The organism is Amycolatopsis sp. NBC_00348 (assembly GCF_036114655.1).
GTDB lineage: Bacteria > Actinomycetota > Actinomycetes > Mycobacteriales > Pseudonocardiaceae > Amycolatopsis.
Genome location: NZ_CP107994.1, coordinates 8729564 through 8746468 on the forward strand (window position 1 = coordinate 8729564; position 16905 = coordinate 8746468).

General features: G+C 68.9%; 21 protein-coding genes. 4 read left to right on the plus strand and 17 right to left on the minus strand.

What is annotated here, in order from left to right:
• Nucleotides 1-3 precede the first annotated feature (3 nt).
• Nucleotides 4-2154, plus strand: a complete 2151-nt coding sequence (gene hypF / locus OHS58_RS38885) for a carbamoyltransferase HypF (protein ID WP_328645713.1) — start codon at nucleotides 4-6, stop codon at nucleotides 2152-2154.
• Here the strand turns inward: hypF and hypB are convergent.
• The 16 genes from hypB to OHS58_RS38960 are packed head-to-tail and all read right to left on the minus strand — an operon-like array spanning nucleotide 2111 to nucleotide 13628.
• A complete protein-coding gene (gene hypB / locus OHS58_RS38890) occupies nucleotides 2111-2809 on the minus strand; it encodes a hydrogenase nickel incorporation protein HypB (RefSeq protein ID WP_328645714.1) in 699 nt (232 codons plus the stop codon). The genes hypF and hypB overlap by 44 nt on opposite strands.
• A gap of 1 nt (nucleotide 2810) precedes the next feature.
• The gene (locus tag OHS58_RS38895) at nucleotides 2811-3140 is read right to left on the minus strand and encodes a hydrogenase maturation nickel metallochaperone HypA/HybF (RefSeq protein WP_326956281.1); all 330 of its coding nucleotides are present in this window, start codon (nucleotides 3138-3140) and stop codon (nucleotides 2811-2813) included.
• On the minus strand, nucleotides 3141-4217 hold the full coding sequence (gene hypE, locus OHS58_RS38900; protein ID WP_328649927.1) for a hydrogenase expression/formation protein HypE: 1077 nt from the start codon (nucleotides 4215-4217) through the stop codon (nucleotides 3141-3143).
• 25 nt (nucleotides 4218-4242) lie between these two features.
• Entirely contained in the window at nucleotides 4243-5379 is a 1137-nt protein-coding gene (gene hypD / locus OHS58_RS38905; protein WP_326945678.1) for a hydrogenase formation protein HypD, read from the minus strand.
• An 8-nt stretch (nucleotides 5380-5387) separates the two neighbouring features.
• Complete coding sequence (locus OHS58_RS38910; RefSeq protein WP_323329030.1) at nucleotides 5388-5660, minus strand: HypC/HybG/HupF family hydrogenase formation chaperone; 273 nt, start codon at nucleotides 5658-5660, stop codon at nucleotides 5388-5390.
• A 4-nt stretch (nucleotides 5661-5664) separates the two neighbouring features.
• Complete coding sequence (locus tag OHS58_RS48840; RefSeq protein ID WP_410619149.1) at nucleotides 5665-5769, minus strand: DUF6893 family small protein; 105 nt, start codon at nucleotides 5767-5769, stop codon at nucleotides 5665-5667.
• Between the two features lie 3 nt (nucleotides 5770-5772).
• Nucleotides 5773-6285 (minus strand): hydrogenase maturation protease, encoded by a 513-nt coding sequence (locus OHS58_RS38915; protein WP_326956279.1) that lies wholly within the window; start codon nucleotides 6283-6285, stop codon nucleotides 5773-5775.
• Nucleotides 6282-7457, minus strand: a complete 1176-nt coding sequence (locus OHS58_RS38920; protein ID WP_328645715.1) for a hypothetical protein — start codon at nucleotides 7455-7457, stop codon at nucleotides 6282-6284. The genes OHS58_RS38915 and OHS58_RS38920 overlap by 4 nt, the downstream gene beginning before the upstream one ends.
• Nucleotides 7454-8083: a DUF6084 family protein gene (locus OHS58_RS38925; RefSeq protein WP_326956277.1), complete on the minus strand. Its 630-nt coding sequence runs from the start codon at nucleotides 8081-8083 to the stop codon at nucleotides 7454-7456. Before OHS58_RS38925 ends, OHS58_RS38920 begins: the two co-directional genes overlap by 4 nt.
• Nucleotides 8076-8693 (minus strand): DUF5947 family protein, encoded by a 618-nt coding sequence (locus OHS58_RS38930; RefSeq protein WP_326945682.1) that lies wholly within the window; start codon nucleotides 8691-8693, stop codon nucleotides 8076-8078. The genes OHS58_RS38925 and OHS58_RS38930 overlap by 8 nt, the downstream gene beginning before the upstream one ends.
• Nucleotides 8690-9223, minus strand: coding sequence for a NifU family protein (locus tag OHS58_RS38935; RefSeq protein WP_326956276.1), 534 nt, complete (start codon nucleotides 9221-9223; stop codon nucleotides 8690-8692). Before OHS58_RS38935 ends, OHS58_RS38930 begins: the two co-directional genes overlap by 4 nt.
• Nucleotides 9223-11007, minus strand: coding sequence for a nickel-dependent hydrogenase large subunit (locus tag OHS58_RS38940; protein WP_328645716.1), 1785 nt, complete (start codon nucleotides 11005-11007; stop codon nucleotides 9223-9225). The genes OHS58_RS38935 and OHS58_RS38940 overlap by 1 nt, the downstream gene beginning before the upstream one ends.
• Nucleotides 11008-11020: 13 nt before the next feature.
• Entirely contained in the window at nucleotides 11021-12070 is a 1050-nt protein-coding gene (locus OHS58_RS38945; protein ID WP_326945685.1) for a hydrogenase expression protein HypE, read from the minus strand.
• Nucleotides 12067-12756 carry a D-sedoheptulose-7-phosphate isomerase gene (locus OHS58_RS38950; RefSeq protein ID WP_326956275.1) on the minus strand — a complete coding sequence of 230 codons (690 nt, stop codon included), beginning with the start codon at nucleotides 12754-12756 and terminating at the stop codon, nucleotides 12067-12069. Before OHS58_RS38950 ends, OHS58_RS38945 begins: the two co-directional genes overlap by 4 nt.
• An 18-nt stretch (nucleotides 12757-12774) precedes the next feature.
• Nucleotides 12775-13011: a HypC/HybG/HupF family hydrogenase formation chaperone gene (locus tag OHS58_RS38955; RefSeq protein WP_326945687.1), complete on the minus strand. Its 237-nt coding sequence runs from the start codon at nucleotides 13009-13011 to the stop codon at nucleotides 12775-12777.
• Nucleotides 13008-13628: a D-sedoheptulose-7-phosphate isomerase gene (locus tag OHS58_RS38960; RefSeq protein WP_326945688.1), complete on the minus strand. Its 621-nt coding sequence runs from the start codon at nucleotides 13626-13628 to the stop codon at nucleotides 13008-13010. Before OHS58_RS38960 ends, OHS58_RS38955 begins: the two co-directional genes overlap by 4 nt.
• Before the next feature lie 204 nt (nucleotides 13629-13832).
• On the opposite strand from OHS58_RS38960, the gene OHS58_RS38965 reads away from it, so the two are divergent.
• Both OHS58_RS38965 and OHS58_RS38970 read left to right on the plus strand, forming a co-directional pair.
• On the plus strand, nucleotides 13833-14570 hold the full coding sequence (locus OHS58_RS38965; RefSeq protein ID WP_328645717.1) for a DddA-like double-stranded DNA deaminase toxin: 738 nt from the start codon (nucleotides 13833-13835) through the stop codon (nucleotides 14568-14570).
• A complete protein-coding gene (locus OHS58_RS38970; protein ID WP_328645718.1) occupies nucleotides 14567-14965 on the plus strand; it encodes an Imm1 family immunity protein in 399 nt (132 codons plus the stop codon). Before OHS58_RS38965 ends, OHS58_RS38970 begins: the two co-directional genes overlap by 4 nt.
• Nucleotides 14966-14972: 7 nt before the next feature.
• Here the strand turns inward: OHS58_RS38970 and OHS58_RS38975 are convergent, their stop codons facing one another.
• Nucleotides 14973-16028 carry an SEL1-like repeat protein gene (locus OHS58_RS38975; RefSeq protein WP_247060041.1) on the minus strand — a complete coding sequence of 352 codons (1056 nt, stop codon included), beginning with the start codon at nucleotides 16026-16028 and terminating at the stop codon, nucleotides 14973-14975.
• Nucleotides 16029-16207: 179 nt separating this feature from the next.
• On the opposite strand from OHS58_RS38975, the gene OHS58_RS38980 reads away from it, so the two are divergent.
• The gene (locus tag OHS58_RS38980) at nucleotides 16208-16900 is read left to right on the plus strand and encodes an HNH endonuclease family protein (RefSeq protein ID WP_326945689.1); all 693 of its coding nucleotides are present in this window, start codon (nucleotides 16208-16210) and stop codon (nucleotides 16898-16900) included.
• The last annotated feature ends 5 nt before the right edge of the window (nucleotides 16901-16905 follow it).

Genomic DNA, 16905 nt, shown 5'->3' on the forward strand with positions numbered 1-16905 from the left:
CGCGTGCGGGTGGCCGTCCGGGTGTTCGGGGTTGTGCAGGGGGTGGGGTTTCGGCCCTTCGTGCACCAGCTCGCCTCGCGGCTCGAGCTTTCCGGCTTTGTGGGAAACGACGTTCGCGGGGTTTTCGCCGAGGTCGAAGGGGAGGCCGTCGAGGCTTTTCTGGCGGCGCTCAAGGCCGAAGCGCCGCCACTTGCTGTTGTCGACGAGGTGCAGGTCCGGGAAATCGCGACGAAGGGTGACGTCGGGTTCGTCATCGTCGAGAGCCCGGGTGGGGGTGTTGCCGACACGCTGATCTCCGCCGACTCTGCCACCTGCGAAGACTGCCTGCGTGAGGTGGGGGATCCGGCTGATCGGCGCTACCGGTACCCGTTCATCAACTGCACCAACTGCGGACCCCGGTTCACCATCGTCACCGGGGTTCCCTACGACCGGCCGTTCACGACCATGGCCGGGTTCGAGATGTGCGCCGAGTGCAAGCGGGAGTACGAAGACCCCGGCGACCGGCGGTTTCACGCCCAGCCCGTCTGTTGTCCGGTTTGTGGGCCCATTTTGCGGTTCGAGCCCGGGGGCGGTGACGCGATCCAGAAAGCTGCCGCGGCACTGGCGCAAGGTGCCGTTCTGGCTGTGAAGGGGCTTGGGGGTTATCACCTCGCTGTCGGCGCTCGGCATGAAGAGGCGGCTCGGAAGCTGCGTGCGAGGAAACATCGGGAGGACAAGCCCTTTGCCGTGATGGTCGCCGATTTGGGGCAGGCCAGGGAGCTCGCCGAGGTGAGCGAGGCCGCGGAAACGGCGTTGACTGGTCGGCAAAGGCCTATTGTCCTGCTGCCCAAGCGGGGGGAGCTGGCACAGGCTGTCGCGCCGGGGAATCGGCGGATCGGGGTCATGCTGCCCTATACCCCGCTGCACCATCTCCTGCTCCAAGAGACCGGGCCGATCGTGCTGACCAGCGCCAACGTCTCCGATGAGCCCATCGTCTACCGGGATGAAGAACTCGGGCGGCTCGATAAAATCGCCGACGCCTTTCTCATCCATGATCGGCCCATTCACATCCGGACCGACGATTCCGTGGTGCGGATCGTGCGCAACCGGGAGCAGCTGCAACGGCGTTCACGCGGTTATGCGCCCGAGCCTGTCAGCCTGAAACACACTACGAAACAGCACCTTCTCGGCTGTGGCGCCGAACTCAAGAACACCTTCTGCCTGGCCAAAGGCCGCCACGCTTTCGTCTCGCACCACATCGGCGACCTCGAGAACTACGAGACGCTCAAGTCCTTCACCGAAGGCATCACCCACTTCGAACGGCTCTTCGCCGTCGATCCCGTGCTCGTCGCGCACGATCTGCACCCCGAGTACCTGTCCACGAAGTACGCGCTCGAACAGGACGTCGAGCTGCTGGGCGTCCAGCACCACCACGCCCACATCGCTTCCTGCCTGGCCGACAACGGCGAGGACGGCCCGGTGCTCGGCGTCGCCTTCGACGGGACCGGGTTCGGGCCCGACGGCACCATCTGGGGCGGTGAGTTCCTCCTCGCTGATCTGAGCAGTTACCAGCGACTGACGCATCTCCGACCGGTGGCGATGCCCGGTGGGGCGCAAGCCATCCGGCAGCCCTGGCGGATGGCCGCGTCCTATGTGGACGCGCTTGGGCGGCCGGCGCGAGAAGACGTCGTCAAGCTCATCCGCAGCGGCCTCAACTCACCGCTGACGTCCAGCGCGGGACGGCTCTTCGACGCCGCCGCCGCGTTGCTCGGCGTCCGGGACACCGTCAACTACGAGGGCCAGGCCGCCATCGAGCTGGAACAGCTGGCCGATCCGGCCGAAACGTCCGCCTACCGGGCGCGCATCGACGACGTCGTCCACGGTGAAGACCTCATCGCCGCTCTGCTGGACGATCCCGGCACCAAGGCGGTGAGGGCCGCGCGGTTCCACAACGGCGTCGCCGACGCCATCGCCCGGACCTGCGACCGGTTCCGCGAGCACAGCACCACCGTCGCGTTGTCCGGTGGGGTGTTCCAGAACGTCCTGCTGCTCGATCGGACCGTGGAACAGCTGGAACAGCGGGGTTTCCGCGTGCTGACCCACCGGCGGGTGCCGGCCAACGACGGCGGGATCAGCCTCGGCCAGGTCGCCGTAGCCAGTCGTACCATGCGGTGAGACCGTCGCCGCGGGTCGCGCTGACCGGCAAGATCTCAGCGGTGGGGTTCACCCGGCGGGTGTCCCGCGTGAACTCGTCGACGTCGAAGTCGACGTACGGCAGCAGGTCGACCTTGTTCAGCAGCACCAGGTCCGTCGCGGCGAACATGTGCGGGTACTTCAGCGGCTTGCCCGGCCCCTCGGTCACCGAGAGGATCACCACGCGCGCCGCCTCGCCGAGGTCGAACAACGCCGGGCAGACCAGGTTGCCGACGTTCTCGATGAACAGCATCGACCCGCGCGCGGGCGACAGCGAGTGCAGGGCCCGGTGCAGCATCGACGCGTCCAGGTGGCAGCCGGCGCCGGTGTTGATCTGGACGACCGGCGCGCCCGTGGCCTTGATGCGCTCGGCGTCGAGCAGCGTCTCCTGATCGCCTTCGATCACCGCGCACGGCGTGTCCAGAACGGAGATGGTGCGCTCCAGCAGCGTCGTCTTCCCGGCGCCCGGCGAACTCATCAGGTTGATCGCGAAGACGTCCGACGCCCGCAGGTGCATGCGGTTGTGGGCCGCGAGGTCGTCGTTCTTCGCCAGGATGTCCTGCTCCAGCACCACGGTGTGGCTCTGGTCGGTGAGCCGGACGTCAGTGGTGTCGGAACAGCCGCAGGTGTCGCACATTTCAGACCACCTCTACCGATGTGATGCGCAGTTCCCGCCCGGCCAGCACTTCGACGTTCGCGCTGGTGCACGGGCAGAGCAGGATGAAGTCGTCCAGGGTGAACTCGGCGCCGCAGTCGCGGCAGCGCGCCCGCCCGGACGGCTCGTCGATCTCCAGGCGGGCGCCGTCCAGCGAGGTGCCGCTGCACAGGACGTCGAAGCAGAAGCGGACGCTGTCCGGCACCACGCCGGACAGCCGCCCGATCTCCAGCCGCACGCCGGTCACCGTCGCGTCGCCCAGCTTGGCGACGATCGCGTCGACGACCGACTGCGTGATCGACATCTCGTGCATTCAGCAGATCCTCGGCAGCGGGTCCCCGACCAGCAGGTCCACGATCCGGGTGCCGCCGAACGCCGTGTTCAGCAGCACCAGGCCCGGCGGGTCGTCGGCGACGCGCCCGATGATCGCCGCGTCCGCGCCCAGCGGGTGGGCGCGCAACGCGGCCAGCGCGTCCGACGCCTGCGCGCCGTCGACGACGACCACGATCCGGCCTTCGCACGCGACGTACAGCGGGTCGATGCCGAGCAGCTCGGACGCGCCGCGCACCTCGGTCCGGACCGGGACGGCCTTCTCGTCGACGACCACCGCGACGTCCGCCGCCTTGGCGATCTCGTTGAGGATCGTCGCGACGCCGCCGCGGGTCGCGTCCCGCATCGCGCGCACGCCCGGCACCGCGGCCAGCAGGCCGGCGACCAGGTCGTGCACCGGCGCGGTGTCGGACTCCAGGTCGGCGTCGATGTCCAGTTCGCCGCGGGCCAGCATGATCGTGACGCCGTGGTCGCCGATCGGCCCGGAGACGAGGACGGCGTCTCCGGGCCTCACGGTGGCCACCCCGAGGCCGGTGCGCGTGAGCACGCCGACCCCCGCTGTGTTGATGTAAACGCCGTCGGCCTTCCCGCGTTGGACGACTTTGGTGTCACCGGTGACGATCTGGACGTCGGCCGCGGCGGCCGCCGCCTTCATCGACTCGACGATCTTCAGCAGGTCCTCGACCGGGAAACCCTCCTCGAGGATGAACCCCGCGGTCAGGTACAGCGGCCGCGCGCCGGACACGGCCAGGTCGTTCACCGTGCCGTTGATCGCCAGGTCACCGATGTTGCCGCCGGGGAAGAACAGCGGCGAGACGACGTACGAATCCGTCGTCAGGGCGAGGCGGGCGTCGCCGATGGCCAGCGTCGCCGCGTCTTCCAGGGGCTCCAGCAGCGGGTTGCGGAACGCGTCGAGGAAGACGGCCTCGATCAGCGTCTGCGTGGCCTTGCCGCCCGCGCCGTGCGACAGCGTGATGCGCTCTTCGCGGACCTTCGCGCGCCGGCGGCGGGCGCGGTCGATCCGGTCGAGCACCTGCTGTTCGCGGTCGGACGTCGTCATCGGCACCGGGATCGTCGAGCGCCGCTCAGACGTGCTCATGCCGGCTCGCCTCCCGGACGCGCGTACGGCTGAACCGCCCGAAGTTGTAGTACGCCGCGCAGGCGCCTTCCGGCGAGACCATGCACGTCCCGATCGGCGTCTCCGGGGTGCACGCGGTGCCGAAAACCTTGCACTCCCACGGTTTCAGCACGCCCTTGAGCACCTCGCCGCACTGGCACGCCTTCGGGTCGGCGACGCGCAGGCCGGGGATCTCGAAGATCCGCTCGGCGTCGAAGGACGCGTACTTCTCGCGGACGGCCATCGCCGAGTGCGAGATGAACCCGAGGCCGCGCCACTCGAAGTACGGCCGCAGCTCCATGACCTCGTTGATCGCCTTGAGCGCGACCATGTTCCCGTTCCACGGCACCACGCGCGAGTACTGGTTCTCGACTTCCGACCGCTTCTCGGACAGCTGCACCATCAGCATGTAGATCGACTGCAGGATGTCCAGTGGCTCGAAGCCGGCGACGACCACGGGCTTGCCGTAGTCGCGCGCGATGAACTCGTACGGCCGGCAGCCGATCACCGTCGAGACGTGGCCCGGGCCGATGAAGCCGTCGAGCCGCAGGTCGGGGGAGTCGAGGATGGCCTTGATCGCCGGGATGATCGTGACGTGGTTGGCGAAGACCGAGAAGTTCCCGATGCCCTCGGCGGCCGCGCGCAGCAGCGTCATCGCGGTGGACGGCGTGGTCGTCTCGAAGCCGATGGCCATGAACACGACGCGCAGGTCCGGGTTCTGCCGGGCGATCTTCAGCGAGTCCAGCGGCGAGTACACCATCCGGATGTTGGTGCCCTCGGCGTTCGAGTCGAAGAAGTTCCCGCCGGACCCAGGCACGCGCATCATGTCGCCGAACGACGTCATGAGCACGCCGGGCTGCCGCGCGATGTGGATGGCGTCGTCGACCCGCCCCATCGGGATCACGCACACCGGACAGCCGGGCCCGTGCACCAGCGTGACGCTCTCGGGCAGGTAGTCCTCCAGGCCGTGCTTGTAGATGGTGTGCGTGTGCCCGCCGCAGACCTCCATGAACTTGTACTGGCGGCCCGGCTCGCACAGCGACGTGATCTTCGCGGACAGCGCCCGCGCCTTCTCCGCGTCGCGGAACTCGTCGACGAAACGCATGACGTCTCCTATTCGATCTGCGATTCCAGCAACGCGGCCATTTCGTCCTCGTACGCCTTGCCGATGCTTTCGAGGAAGTCCAGCGCGGCCGCGGCCTCCGCTTCGTCTATTTTGGACAGTGCGAAGCCGACGTGGATGAGGATCCAGTCGCCCGGCTTCGGCGGGTCGTCGTCGAGCAGGCCGATGTTGATGAGCCGCTTGACGCCGCTGACCGAGACTTTCGCGAGGTCCGGTCGATCCTCGCTGATCTCGATGATTTCGCCCGGAATCCCGAGGCACACGGCCTTACATCCGGCTCATCTCGAGGTACCGCCGGACGTCGGGCTCGACCAGCTTGACGACGAAGGCCGCCCCGCCGATCAGCACGAGCAGCAACAACAGACGTTTCATGCGTCAGACCTCCGTGGTCTCCTTGGCGGGCGGCGTTTTGGCAGGCAGAGCCGGGCTGGTGCCCCAGGCGAGTTCGGTGACGGCGCGGACCGCGGCCGGAATAGCCCCTGTTACTTCGGGCGACAGCCCGATGCCCTCTTCGAGGCACGCGGGTTCGCAGCCGACGATCAGCACCCGCCCGGCGTCGCCGCCGAGCAGCCGCAGCAGCCGGAACACCGCCTCGGGCTGCATGCCGTGCGCGTCTATCGAGGCCGACGCCGCCAGGTCGTCGACGTCGGCTTCGATGAGCGAGAGCGTGCCGGGCGGCTTCCCGTGCGGGGTGGCGTCGAGCAGGATGGTCGTGTCGTAGCCGCCCAGCAGGTCGTAGGCCAGGTGCAAACCCGCGATGCCGTAGTCGGCGATCTGCACCCATTCCGGCAGTTCGGTGCCTTCCAGTTCCTTGATCACCTCGACGCCGAAGCCGTCGTCGCTCAGGAAGATGTTGCCGATGCCCGCCACCAGCACTCGTGGCCTCATTCCGCGACCTCCAATGGCTCGATCTCGTCGGGGGAGAAGTACCGGAACCGGCCGTGCGTGGTCTGCAGGTCGGCGGCCGGGTCGTCGTCGAGGGTGACGGCGACGTACCGCACACCGTCCACATCGGACAGCACGTTCCGGACCGTGGCGGTCAGCCCGGCGAGGAACATGTCCTGGGCGTCGGTCCCGCGCAGGTTCGGCCGCAGCCGCACCTTCGACCCGGCGGTGACGTCGACGCCCGCGACGGTCACCGTCTCGGGCTCGGGCTCCCTGGTGGCCGGCCGCACGGACCGGACCGCGCCGTGCAGCCGTTCGAGCAGCTCCGGCGGCATCGCGTCGACCCGGTCGACGATCGCCGCCGCGCGCGGGTCGGTGGCCCGGGCCTGGCGTTTCTCCTCGTCGGTCAGGGTCATCGTGCGCAGCGTGAGGATCTCGTCGATCTCGGTGCCGTCGAAGAGGTCACCTGGGCTTTCCGGCGCGATCGCCGGGTCGTCGTAGAGGATGATCGGCGACGCCAGCACCACCGTGCTGCGCGACGTGTCGCCGATCAGCACCGGCCAGAGCCGTTCCTGCTTGCAGGCTTCGACGGCGGGTTTCGCCCACTCCGGCGGGTCCAGCATCGACAGGAAGTGCCCGGTGTCGACGCCGAGCACGAGGTGGGCGGCGAGCAGCGCGTGCCGGAGAGCGTGCTCGCGGACGCCGTCGGAGGGCCACGACGTCGTGTTGCGCAGCTCGACGTGCAGCCGGGTGCCGCCGAACGGCCCGTCGAGCGGGTCGGCCCGGGCGGTGAGGGTGCCGGACAGCTCGTTCGAGCCCGGCACGTCGCCGGGCACCCGGAACGGCGTCTCGACCGGGAGCTCCGAAAGCGGCAGCTCGAAGTCGATCTCCTGCTCGACGGCTTCGTCCCACGTGCTGTCGGGGGCGATCCGCGTCCGCGCCTGCAGGAACCGCAGCTTGACGTGCAGGATCGTGTGCGCGAGCGGCTCCAGCAGGCACTCGACGCGCGCCGACGCGTGCTCGCCGATGTCGGCCGAGGCGTACGACGGCGGCATCAGCACACCCCACTGCCAGCGCACCTTGTTCTTCCCGGCCGACGCGCGGTACGGGTAGAGCAGGTAGCCCTCGTAGAGGACGGCGTCACCGACCGCGCGGGCCTGTTCGAGGACGTTCACGGCTCACCGGCCAGCAGTCGTTCCATCGCCGCTTCCCAGGTCGGGATGGCGTGCCGCGCCTTGTACTTGAGCAGCGCGTCCACCGTCTCCTTGGGCAGCTTGATCCACGCGACGTTCGGGAAGTAGCGCTCGACCAGCTCGTCCCACACCTTCACCGGCATCCGGTACTCGGCCTGGGCGTGCCACGGCACCTGCTCCACCCAGAACCCGGGCCCGCCCTTGCCGAAGACCGTGCCGCTGAACAGCAGCACCATCGGTACGACACCCTCGGTCAGCGCGTGGAAGTACTTGCCGGCGGCCACTTCCAGGTCGTAGGTGCACGGGACCTCGGCGTCGATCTCGGTGGCGCCGGTGAAGCCGGGCACCGCCACCGACACCGTCGTGAACTGGAACGGCTTCAGCGTCTCGCCCCACCGGGAGCGGTCGCCGAAGAGGTGGGTGAGCAGCTCGGACTCGTCGTCGGCGTAACGGCGCCGCTGCGGCTCGATGCGGATCTGGACGCGCAGCACCATCGCGTGGATCGGCTGCCCGGACAGCTCGCTGATCCGCAGCTTGAACGCCAGTGTCGGCGACGCCGCGTACTTCAGCGGCTGGACGTCGACGCAGTCGAAAGTCAGCTCAGCCATCCGCCACGACCTCACTGCGTTCCCGCAGACTCGCGAAGAAACCGTCGATGGCCTCGTGCGCCTCGGTGCCGCCGTCGAAGCCGCGCCACGTCGTCCGGACGATGCCGACCAGCTCGTAGCAGACGTCGATCGGCACCAGGAAACACTCGAAACCCAGGTCGAGCTGGTTCAGCAGCAACGCTTCCACGTCCTCGGCGACATCGGCGAACGCCGGGGTGTCGGCCAGCAGCTCGTCCCAGGTGCCGAGCGGCAGGAGCGACTCGGTCGCCCCCGCCGGGCTCGGGTAGAACGCGACCGTCCGGTCCTGCACCGAGTTGCGGAACAGGAACGCCGTCTTCACCGGGATCCCCGCCGTCTCCCACAACGCGGCGCCGGGGGAGAACCGCGGCGCGTGCCGGAACCGCTGCGGCACCGCGCGGTGCCGCTTCCCGCCCGCGCCGCGGTGGGTGAAGAGCAGGTAGCAGCCCCGGCAAGAGCACATGATCGCCCGGGACTCCAGGTCGATGACGTGCCCGTGCTCCGCGCCGATCGGCTCGGCGCACAGCTCGCACCGCTCGCCGGGCGCCGTCCGCTGGACGGGGTTGCGGAACCTGCGCAGTCCGCCCGTCACACCGGCTCCGCGGGGACCGGGCACTCGAGCGCTTCCAGCGGCAGCAGCGGACGTCCGCCAGGGCCGGTCTGCTCGGGCACCACGCCGGCGACGTGGACGTCGGAGATCTCCGGCGCCGCCTCCCGCACCACCTTCTCGATGGCGTACTTCGCGGTGACGGTCGACGACGGGCAGCCGTCGCAGGTGCCCTGCAGCTGCAGGCTGAGCACGCCGTCGGCGTCGATCCCGACCAGCTCGACGTCGCCGGCGTGCGAGCCCAGGTAGGGCCGGACCTTGTCGAGCGCCTCGGCGACCCGCTCGTGCGTCGACTTCGGGTGCAGGTCGTGCAGGACGAGCAGGCCCCGGACGTGCTCGTCCTCGGCGAGCCGGTCCAGCAGGGGACGGTCGACGATCTCCACGATCCGTTCCAGCCCCGCGCCGTAGAACTCGAGCAGCGTGTGGACGAGGTCCTCGGCGACCTCGGCGTCCGGGCCGGAGAACTCGCCCAGCAGCCGCTCGATCCGCTCCCCGACCTGGCCGACGTCGGTCATCAGGCGATCTCCCCGCCGAACGCGTGCGGGGTGTGCAGCCGCTCGACGACCTTGCCCTTGCCGGTGTACATGTGGACGCCGCATGGCAGGCACGGGTCGAAGCTGCGGACCGCGCGCATGATGTCGATGCCCTTGAAGTTCTCCTGCGTGTTCTCCTCGAAGATCGGCGTGTTCTGCACGGCGTCCTCGTACGGCCCCGGCGTGCCGAAGCTGTCGCGGACGCTGCCGTTCCACGGCGTCGGCGGGTACGGGTGGTAGTTCGCGATCTTGCCGCCCTTGATCACCATGTGGTGCGACAGCACGCCGCGCACCGCCTCGGTGAAGCCGCAGCTCACACCCTCGTCCGGGACCTTGAACGGCTCCCACGTCTTCGTGTTGCCCTTGCGGACCTCACCGAGGGCCTGCTCGGCGAAGTGCAGGGCCATCGCGGCCGAGTACGCCTGGAAGTACGTCCGCGCGCGGTTGCGCTCGAGCGCGTTGCTCCACTGCGGGATCTTCCACTCGAAGCTGACCGCGGGCTTGGTCGCCGTGCGCGGCAGGTCGATCGTCACGCTGTGCCCGGTCGACTTGACGTACGGCGTGTCGACGAGCCCGGCGAGCGCCGTCACCCACAGGCGTGCGATCGGGCCGCCGCCGGTGTCGAGGGCGAGGTGGTCCTTGCCGTCGAACCAGCGCGGCGACATCGTCCACGAGTACTTGCTGTCGAAGTCGCGCTTGGCCGGGCGCGGGATGGTGTGCTGGTTCCACGGGTGGCGCTGGTCGACGGGGTTGCCGAGCGGGTCCTGCGTGACGAACATCGGCTGGTCGGCCCAGTCCTCGTAGAACGAGCTGCCGAGCAGGATCCGGATGCCGAGGTTGATGTCGAGCAGGCTGGTGGTGACGAGCTTGCCGTCGACGACGATCCCGGGCGTCACGTACATCTTCCGGCCCCAGGACTCCATGTTCTCGTAGCTGAAGTCGCAGTACTCCGGGTTGTTCAGGCTGCCCCAGCAGCCGAGCAGGACGCGGCGCCGGCCGACCTCTTCGTAGCCGGGGATGGCTTCGTAGAAGAAGTCGAACAGGTCGTCGTGCATCGGCAGGCAGCGCTTCATGAACTCGACGTAGCGCATCAGCCGGGTCAGGTAGTCGGTGAACAGCTGCACGGTGGCGACCGTGCCGACGCCGCCCGGGTACAACGTCGACGGGTGGACGTGCCTGCCCTCCATCAGGCAGAACATCTCGCGCGTGCTCCGGGAGACCTGCAGGGCCTCGCGGTAGAACTCGCCCTCCAGCGGGTTCAGCGAGCGCATGATGTCGCCGATGGTCTTGAAGCCGTGGTCACGCGCATGCGGCGCTTCGGTGCGGTTGGCCTGCTCCAGGACGCCGGGGTTGGTCTCGGCGACCATCTTCTCGCAGTAGTCGACCCCGACCAGGTTCTCCTGGAAGATGTTGTGGTCGAACATGTACTCGGCGGCCTCGCCGAGGTTGAGGATCCACTCGCCAAGGTGCGGCGGGCGGACGCCGTAGGCCATGTTCTGCGCGTAGACCGAGCACGTCGCGTGGTTGTCGCCGCAGATCCCGCAGATCCGGCTGGTGATGAAGTGCGCGTCGCGCGGGTCCTTGCCCTTCATGAAGATGCTGTAGCCGCGGAAGACCGACGACGTGCTGTGGCACTCGACGACGCGCTTGGCCGACCAGTCGATCTTCGTGTAGATCCCGAGGCTGCCGACGATCCGGGTGATCGGGTCCCACGCCATCTCGACGAGGTCGGTCCGGCCCTTGGTGCTGATGCCCTTGTCCGTCATCTGCCGATCCCTTTCAGCGCCAAGAAGACTTGTAGCCGGTGTCGAGCTTCTTTCCCTTGTGCCGCCACTTGGGCTCGTTGTCGATCTTGCGTTCGGTGATCTTCCGCAGCCGCCGGATCACCGAGCCGTACGCGCCGCTGGCCAGCGACGACACGTGCGCGCCCGGGGGCTCGTCCATGAACGGCATGAACTTGTCCGGGAAGCCGGGCATGGTGCAGCCGATGCAGATGCCGCCGACGTTCGGGCAGCCGCCGACGCCGTTGATCCAGCCGCGCTTGGGCACGTTGCACTTCACGACCGGGCCCCAGCAGCCCAGCTTGACCAGGCACTTCGGGGAGCCGTACTCGTCGGCGAACTCGCCCTGCTCGTAGTAGCCGCCGCGGTCGCAGCCCTCGTGCACGGTCGCGCCGAAGAGCCACTGCGGCCGCAGGTGGTCGTCGAGCGGGATCATCGGCGCCTGGCCGGCGGCCTGGTACAGCAGGTAGACGATCGTCTCGGACAGGTTGTCCGGGTGCGTCGGGCAACCGGGCACGCAGACGATCGGGATGCCGGCACCGGACTTCCAGTCCCAGCCCAGGTAGTCGGGCACGCCCATGGCCCCGGTCGGGTTGCCCTCCATCGCGTGGATGCCGCCGTAGGTGGCGCAGGTGCCGACGGCCAGCACCGCCAGCGCCTTGGGCGTCAGCCGGTCCAGCCACTCGCTGGTCGTCATCGGCTGGCCGGTCTCGGGGTTGTTCCCGAAGCCGCACCAGTAGCCCTCTTCCTTGATCGCTTCGTTCGGGATCGACCCCTCGACGACCAGAACGAACGGGTCCAGCTCACCGCGGTCGGCCTTGTGGAACCACTCGATGAACGTGTCGGCCCCCGTCTCGGGGCCGCATTCGAAGTCGATCAACGGCCAGTGGACCGCGATCTTCGGCAGGCCGGGCAACGCGCCGAGGACGATCTCCTCGATGCTCGGTTGCGTCGCGGCGGTCAGCGCGACGGAGTCGCCGTCGCACGACAGGCCGGCGTTGATCCAGAGGATGTGGATGGGCTTCTCTTCTTGCTGGGCATGCGTCACGGCTGATCAACCCCGAAGTCGTCGAGCGCGCCGAGGGTCAGTTCCCACAGCGCGTGGTAAAGGGTCGTCTGGGCTTCCTGGATGCGGTGCACGGACGGCGACGGGACGACGAAGAGGTGGTCGATGCTGTCCAGCTCGGCCATCTTCCCGCCGTCGTAGCCGGCGATGCCGACCGTCACCATGCCGCGCCGGGCGGCCTCGTCGAAAGCGCGCAACAGGTTCGCGGAGTTCCCGCTGGTGGACAGGCCCACCGCGATGTCGCCGGCCCGGCCGAACGCGGCCAGCTGGCGGGCGAACACGACGTCGAACCCGATGTCGTTGGAGAGGGCGGTCACCACCGCGATGTCGTTCGTCAACCCGAAGGCGGGCAACGGTTTCGCCGCACCCGCCGGGCTCAGGAACAGGCTGGCGAGGTCCTGCGCGTCGGTCGAGCTGCCACCGTTGCCGAACGCGAGCAGCCGGCCGCCGCCGGCGAACGCGCGGGCGACGTCCTGCACGCAGGCGAACAGGCGCTCGCGATCGGCCGCCAGCACCCGGGCGCGCAGCGCGACGATCTCGTGCACCTTGTCCACAGTGGACTTTTCGACCTGATCGAGGACGGCGTCGACATCACCGGCACCCGCGTAGAGGAACGGGTACAGCGCTTCGAGACCGTCCGCGCCCACGGGGGTGTGTTCCCGCGACATGGCGCGTCAACTCCTCGGCTAGGAATTCTCCAGGCGAGCGATGGCTTCTCCGGCGTGCACCAGGATTCGGTCGCCGACGCCGGCCGAAACCAGCGCCACGCTCACCTCTTCCCGGCCGGAGCCGGTTTCCACGACTGCGAACCCGAGGTCCAGGAGTTCGACTACGGTCACCTCGACCGCGGTGTCCGAGCAGGTGATGCACACCCCGTCGTGGCAGACGGGGGTAGCCGCTCTGTCCGCGTCACTGGCGCTCATGACGCCACCTCCGGGGTGAGCACGCCCGGTTGTTCGAAGAAGACGTGCACGAGCTCCCACAGAACGTGGTAGGTCGTCACGTGTACCTCCTTGACGACGCGCGGGTCGTCCGAGTGAGCGGTGAAGACGTGGTCCAGCCCAGTAGTCGCGGCAATCGCGCCGCCGTTACCACCGGTCAGGGCGACGGTGAGCATGCCGAGGTCACGGGCCGTCTCGAGGGCGCGCCGGACGTTGCCGCACTCGCCGTCGGTGGAGATGCCCAGCGCGATGTCGGCCGGCTCGCCGAGGATCCGCAGCTGGTGGGCGAAGACGTCGTCGAGCCCCGCGCGGCTGGCGACGCCGGTGACCGTCGCGACGTCGGCGGTCAGCGAGAGGGCGGGCAGCGCGCGCTTCCCGACGATCACCGGGTGCACGAACTCCACGGCCACGTGCTGGGCGTCGGTGCTCGGGCCGCCGTTCCCGAAGACGACGAGCTTGCCGCCGCGGTGGAAGCGCCGGGCCATGCCGTGGCACGCCAGCGCGACCTTGCGCGCATCGTCGGCCAGCGCGAGGACCGGCGCCTCGCGGCGCGCGAACAGCGCGTCGACGGAGTCGGGGTGATTCGGTGACCACGGCATCGCGGCACTTCCTCGGGAGCTGCTCGGTGGTGGGAGCTTCCCCAGGCTAGAGGTGTGAGTTGGATCACACAATAGATCTACTCGGGTGATTCGTGGTCCGTGCTGGTGCTCGTGGTCGTTTCGAGCCTGCTCCGCCCGGGTGCATGCCCTCCCCTGCCAGCAGGTATGCGTGCCAACCTCGAAGGACCGAGGCGGGGAGGCCGGGTGTCCGACGTCGAGAAATTCGCAGCCGAACTCGACGTGGTCGTGGAAAGGATCGAACGCGCGGTCGCGGCGATGGCGAAGGCCGGTGCCGGCCTTGACGAGGCTGCGACGGATCTCGCGAAGGTGACGCAGGGAACGAAGGCGCTGTCGGTGGAACAAGCCCAGGCATTCGCTGTCGAAGCCCGTCGAGGCATTTCCGCCCTGTCCGCTCGGCTCGACACGGTTTCGCGAAATCTGGCCGCATATCGTGTGGATCTGGCCGGACCGCCGGTCGTCGCACCCATTCCGGCGAAACCGCCCGTCGAGCCGGCGACGGTCACGGCGTCCCGCGCCGAGTTGCCGCCGCCTGTGCGGGTCGGCAAAGGGGACAAGACCCACGGACTCTGGTCCGCCGCCGGTTCCGGGGAACAGCCCAGGTTACTGATCAGCGGCAAGCGAAAGACCGACGAAGAAGATCCCGACGAGCCGAGTTTCGCCGAGGTGCAGGCATATTTCCGCAAGATCGGCTTGCCGCCGTACGCGATCGCATCACACGTCGAGGCCAAGCTCGCGGTCCGGATGGCGAAGACCGGGCTTCGTGATGTCACGGTTACCCTGAATCACGTTCCGTGCCCCGGTAAGGGTGGCTGTGACGAAGAGCTGGAGAACATCTTGCCGAATGGGTTCAGCCTGAGCGTCTACGGCGAATCGGGGGACGGTAAGAGATTCTTCAAGCGTTATACGGGGAGATCCAAGTGATACTCGAGGCGTACTACGCCGGGCACGCGGACCGCCCGGCCGTGGTGGCGACCGCTGCCGAACTGGCCGCGGCGCTGGATGCGGTCGCGGCGCTGGAGGGGCCGCAGATCGTCCAGCTGTGGGTGGACGGCGACAAGACGAAGCCCAACCTGATGGTGGGACTCCACGGTGACCGCGGGATCCTCCGCTACGCGGATGCCGATCAGGCGTTTTGCAGCTCGGGTGGGGAATTTTCGTTGCCGGAGTGGGGCGAGGTCATTTACTACCTCGCCACCGGCGAGTTCGAGTTCCCCGATGACGCCGAGCTGCCGGACGAGGACGTCCGGAGCGCGGCGTTCGCTTTCCTCGTCTCGGGTGGTGCGCGTCCCGCGGGCGTCGCGTGGGCTGAGGAGTAGGCCGGCATCAGTGTTGGTGCTCGTGGTCGCCCTGGGCGTGCTCCGCCCGGGCCAGCCACAGTTCGGCCTCATGGGCGGCCCCTCGCGACCGGAGCATCCGGGCCAGGCTGAGCATGCCCTGGACGTCTCCCGTTTCGGCGGCGCGGCGGAACCACTGCTCGGCTTCCGAGAGGTCTTCGCGGTGCTCGGCGAGGTGCCCGAGGTTGGTCAGGGCCGGGACGCTGCCGTGCTCGGCGGCCTTGCGGTACCAAGCGGCGGCCTCACCCTCGTCGCCGCGGTTGCGGGCCAGGACGCCGAGGTTCGTCATCGCCGCCGGGTCGCCGCGCTCGGCGGCGTCGAGGTACCAGTTCTCGGCCTCTTCGAGGTCGCCGCGGCGGTGCAGCAGCAGCCCGAGCCGGACGATCGCCTCGACGTTGCCGCCGGTCGCGCCCTGCCGGTACCACGTCTCGGCGTCGCTGGGCCGGCCCAGCCGCTCGGCCTGCCTGCCCAGCTGGCACGCGCCCCCGAGGTCGCCGGCCAGTACGGCCGCGCGCCACCACCGGGCGGCCTCCGCCGCCTGGCCGCGGTCGCGCAGCAGGATGCCCAGGTCGATCATCGCGCCGGTGTAGCCCGCGTCGGAGGCCTGCCGCAGCCACGACTCGGCTTCTTCGGTCTTGCCCTGTTCACGCAGGAGGTGCCCCAGCGCGGCCATCGAGGACAGGTCGCCGGTGCGCGCGGCCGCGCCGAACCAGTGCTGGGCGTCGTCGCGCTTGCCCCGCCGTTCGTAGGAGCGGGCGAGGTTCAGCATCCCGTGCGGGTCGCCGGCCAGCGCTGCCTCGTGCCACCAGCGCTCGGCCTCCTCCAGGAGGCCGCGCTCGTTGAGCAGGTGCGCCAGCGCCGTCATCGACGTGCGGTCACCGCCCATGGCGGCCCTGCGGTACCACGACTCGGCCTCGATGAGCTCCCCGCGCTCGCGCATCGCCGCACCCATCCGGGCCATGGCGACGACGTTGCCGCCCTCGGCGGCTTTGCGCTGCACGTAGTCGTCGAAGCTCGAGTTCCACTTCTTTAGCCGACCGGGCATCGGCCTGCTCCCTCCGGCTGGTCCTTGCTCCGGTAGTCGCAGTTCATGGGCCCGATGTGACATCTCAGCTAGGGGTGGGCGAGATCACATTCGCGCCAGGCGGTCGTGTCGACGCGGTTTTCCCACGTCGACAGCAGGAAGACTACGCCGCGCGCACCCCTGGGTGAGAGGAGAAAATCTTGGCGGCCCGCGGCTTTCGGCTCAGCGTGACGCAGCGAACCCTGCTGGTAGTCGCGATCCTCGCGATCGCCCTCTTCGGCTACTGGGCGACGAGAGGCGCGGGCGCGACCCCGGCCGGTCCGTCGACATCTTCCGCTGCCCCCTCCGGGCCCGTCCCGGTCAACGCCGCCGACGCGCAGAAGCAGCTCGGCGAGCTGACCGTCGCGGCGCGGACGTCCATGGACGGCTACTCCCGTGAGAAGTTCCCGCACTGGGCGAGCCAGGGGTCGAGCTGTGACACGCGGGAAGTCGTGCTGAAGCGCGACGGCAAGGACGTCAAGACGGACAAGGAGTGCCGGGCGACGTCCGGGACCTGGACGAGCGTCTACGACAGCGAGACGTGGACCAAGCCGACCGACCTCGACATCGACCACATGGTCCCGCTCGGCCAGGCCTGGGCGAGCGGCGCGAAGGCGTGGACGACCGAGAAGCGCGGCCAGTTCGCCAACGACCTGACGCGGCCGCAGCTGTTCGCCGTCACCGACAACCTCAACCAGCAGAAGAGCGACAAGGCGCCCGACCAGTGGAAGCCGCCGCTCGTGGCGTTCTGGTGCACCTACGCGACCGACTGGATCGTCGTGAAGCACTACTACGGGCTGACCGTGACCGAGGGCGAGAAGACCGCCTTGACGGACATGCTGCGCCGCTGCTGAGCTGA

What these genes read in the sequence shown, in the direction of transcription:
- hypB (WP_328645714.1), bottom strand. Translation starts at nt 2,809, where the DNA reads ATGTGCGACACCTGCGGCTGTTCCGACACCACTGACGTCCGGCTCACC.
- OHS58_RS38895 (WP_326956281.1), bottom strand. Translation starts at nt 3,140, where the DNA reads ATGCACGAGATGTCGATCACGCAGTCGGTCGTCGACGCGATCGTCGCC.
- hypE (WP_328649927.1), bottom strand. Translation starts at nt 4,217, where the DNA reads ATGACGACGTCCGACCGCGAACAGCAGGTGCTCGACCGGATCGACCGC.
- hypD (WP_326945678.1), bottom strand. Translation starts at nt 5,379, where the DNA reads ATGCGTTTCGTCGACGAGTTCCGCGACGCGGAGAAGGCGCGGGCGCTG.
- OHS58_RS48840 (WP_410619149.1), bottom strand. Translation starts at nt 5,769, where the DNA reads ATGAAACGTCTGTTGTTGCTGCTCGTGCTGATCGGCGGGGCGGCCTTC.
- OHS58_RS38915 (WP_326956279.1), bottom strand. Translation starts at nt 6,285, where the DNA reads ATGAGGCCACGAGTGCTGGTGGCGGGCATCGGCAACATCTTCCTGAGC.
- OHS58_RS38925 (WP_326956277.1), bottom strand. Translation starts at nt 8,083, where the DNA reads ATGGCTGAGCTGACTTTCGACTGCGTCGACGTCCAGCCGCTGAAGTAC.
- OHS58_RS38935 (WP_326956276.1), bottom strand. Translation starts at nt 9,223, where the DNA reads ATGACCGACGTCGGCCAGGTCGGGGAGCGGATCGAGCGGCTGCTGGGC.
- OHS58_RS38940 (WP_328645716.1), bottom strand. Translation starts at nt 11,007, where the DNA reads ATGACGGACAAGGGCATCAGCACCAAGGGCCGGACCGACCTCGTCGAG.
- OHS58_RS38950 (WP_326956275.1), bottom strand. Translation starts at nt 12,756, where the DNA reads ATGTCGCGGGAACACACCCCCGTGGGCGCGGACGGTCTCGAAGCGCTG.
- OHS58_RS38955 (WP_326945687.1), bottom strand. Translation starts at nt 13,011, where the DNA reads ATGAGCGCCAGTGACGCGGACAGAGCGGCTACCCCCGTCTGCCACGAC.
- OHS58_RS38960 (WP_326945688.1), bottom strand. Translation starts at nt 13,628, where the DNA reads ATGCCGTGGTCACCGAATCACCCCGACTCCGTCGACGCGCTGTTCGCG.
- OHS58_RS38975 (WP_247060041.1), bottom strand. Translation starts at nt 16,028, where the DNA reads ATGCCCGGTCGGCTAAAGAAGTGGAACTCGAGCTTCGACGACTACGTG.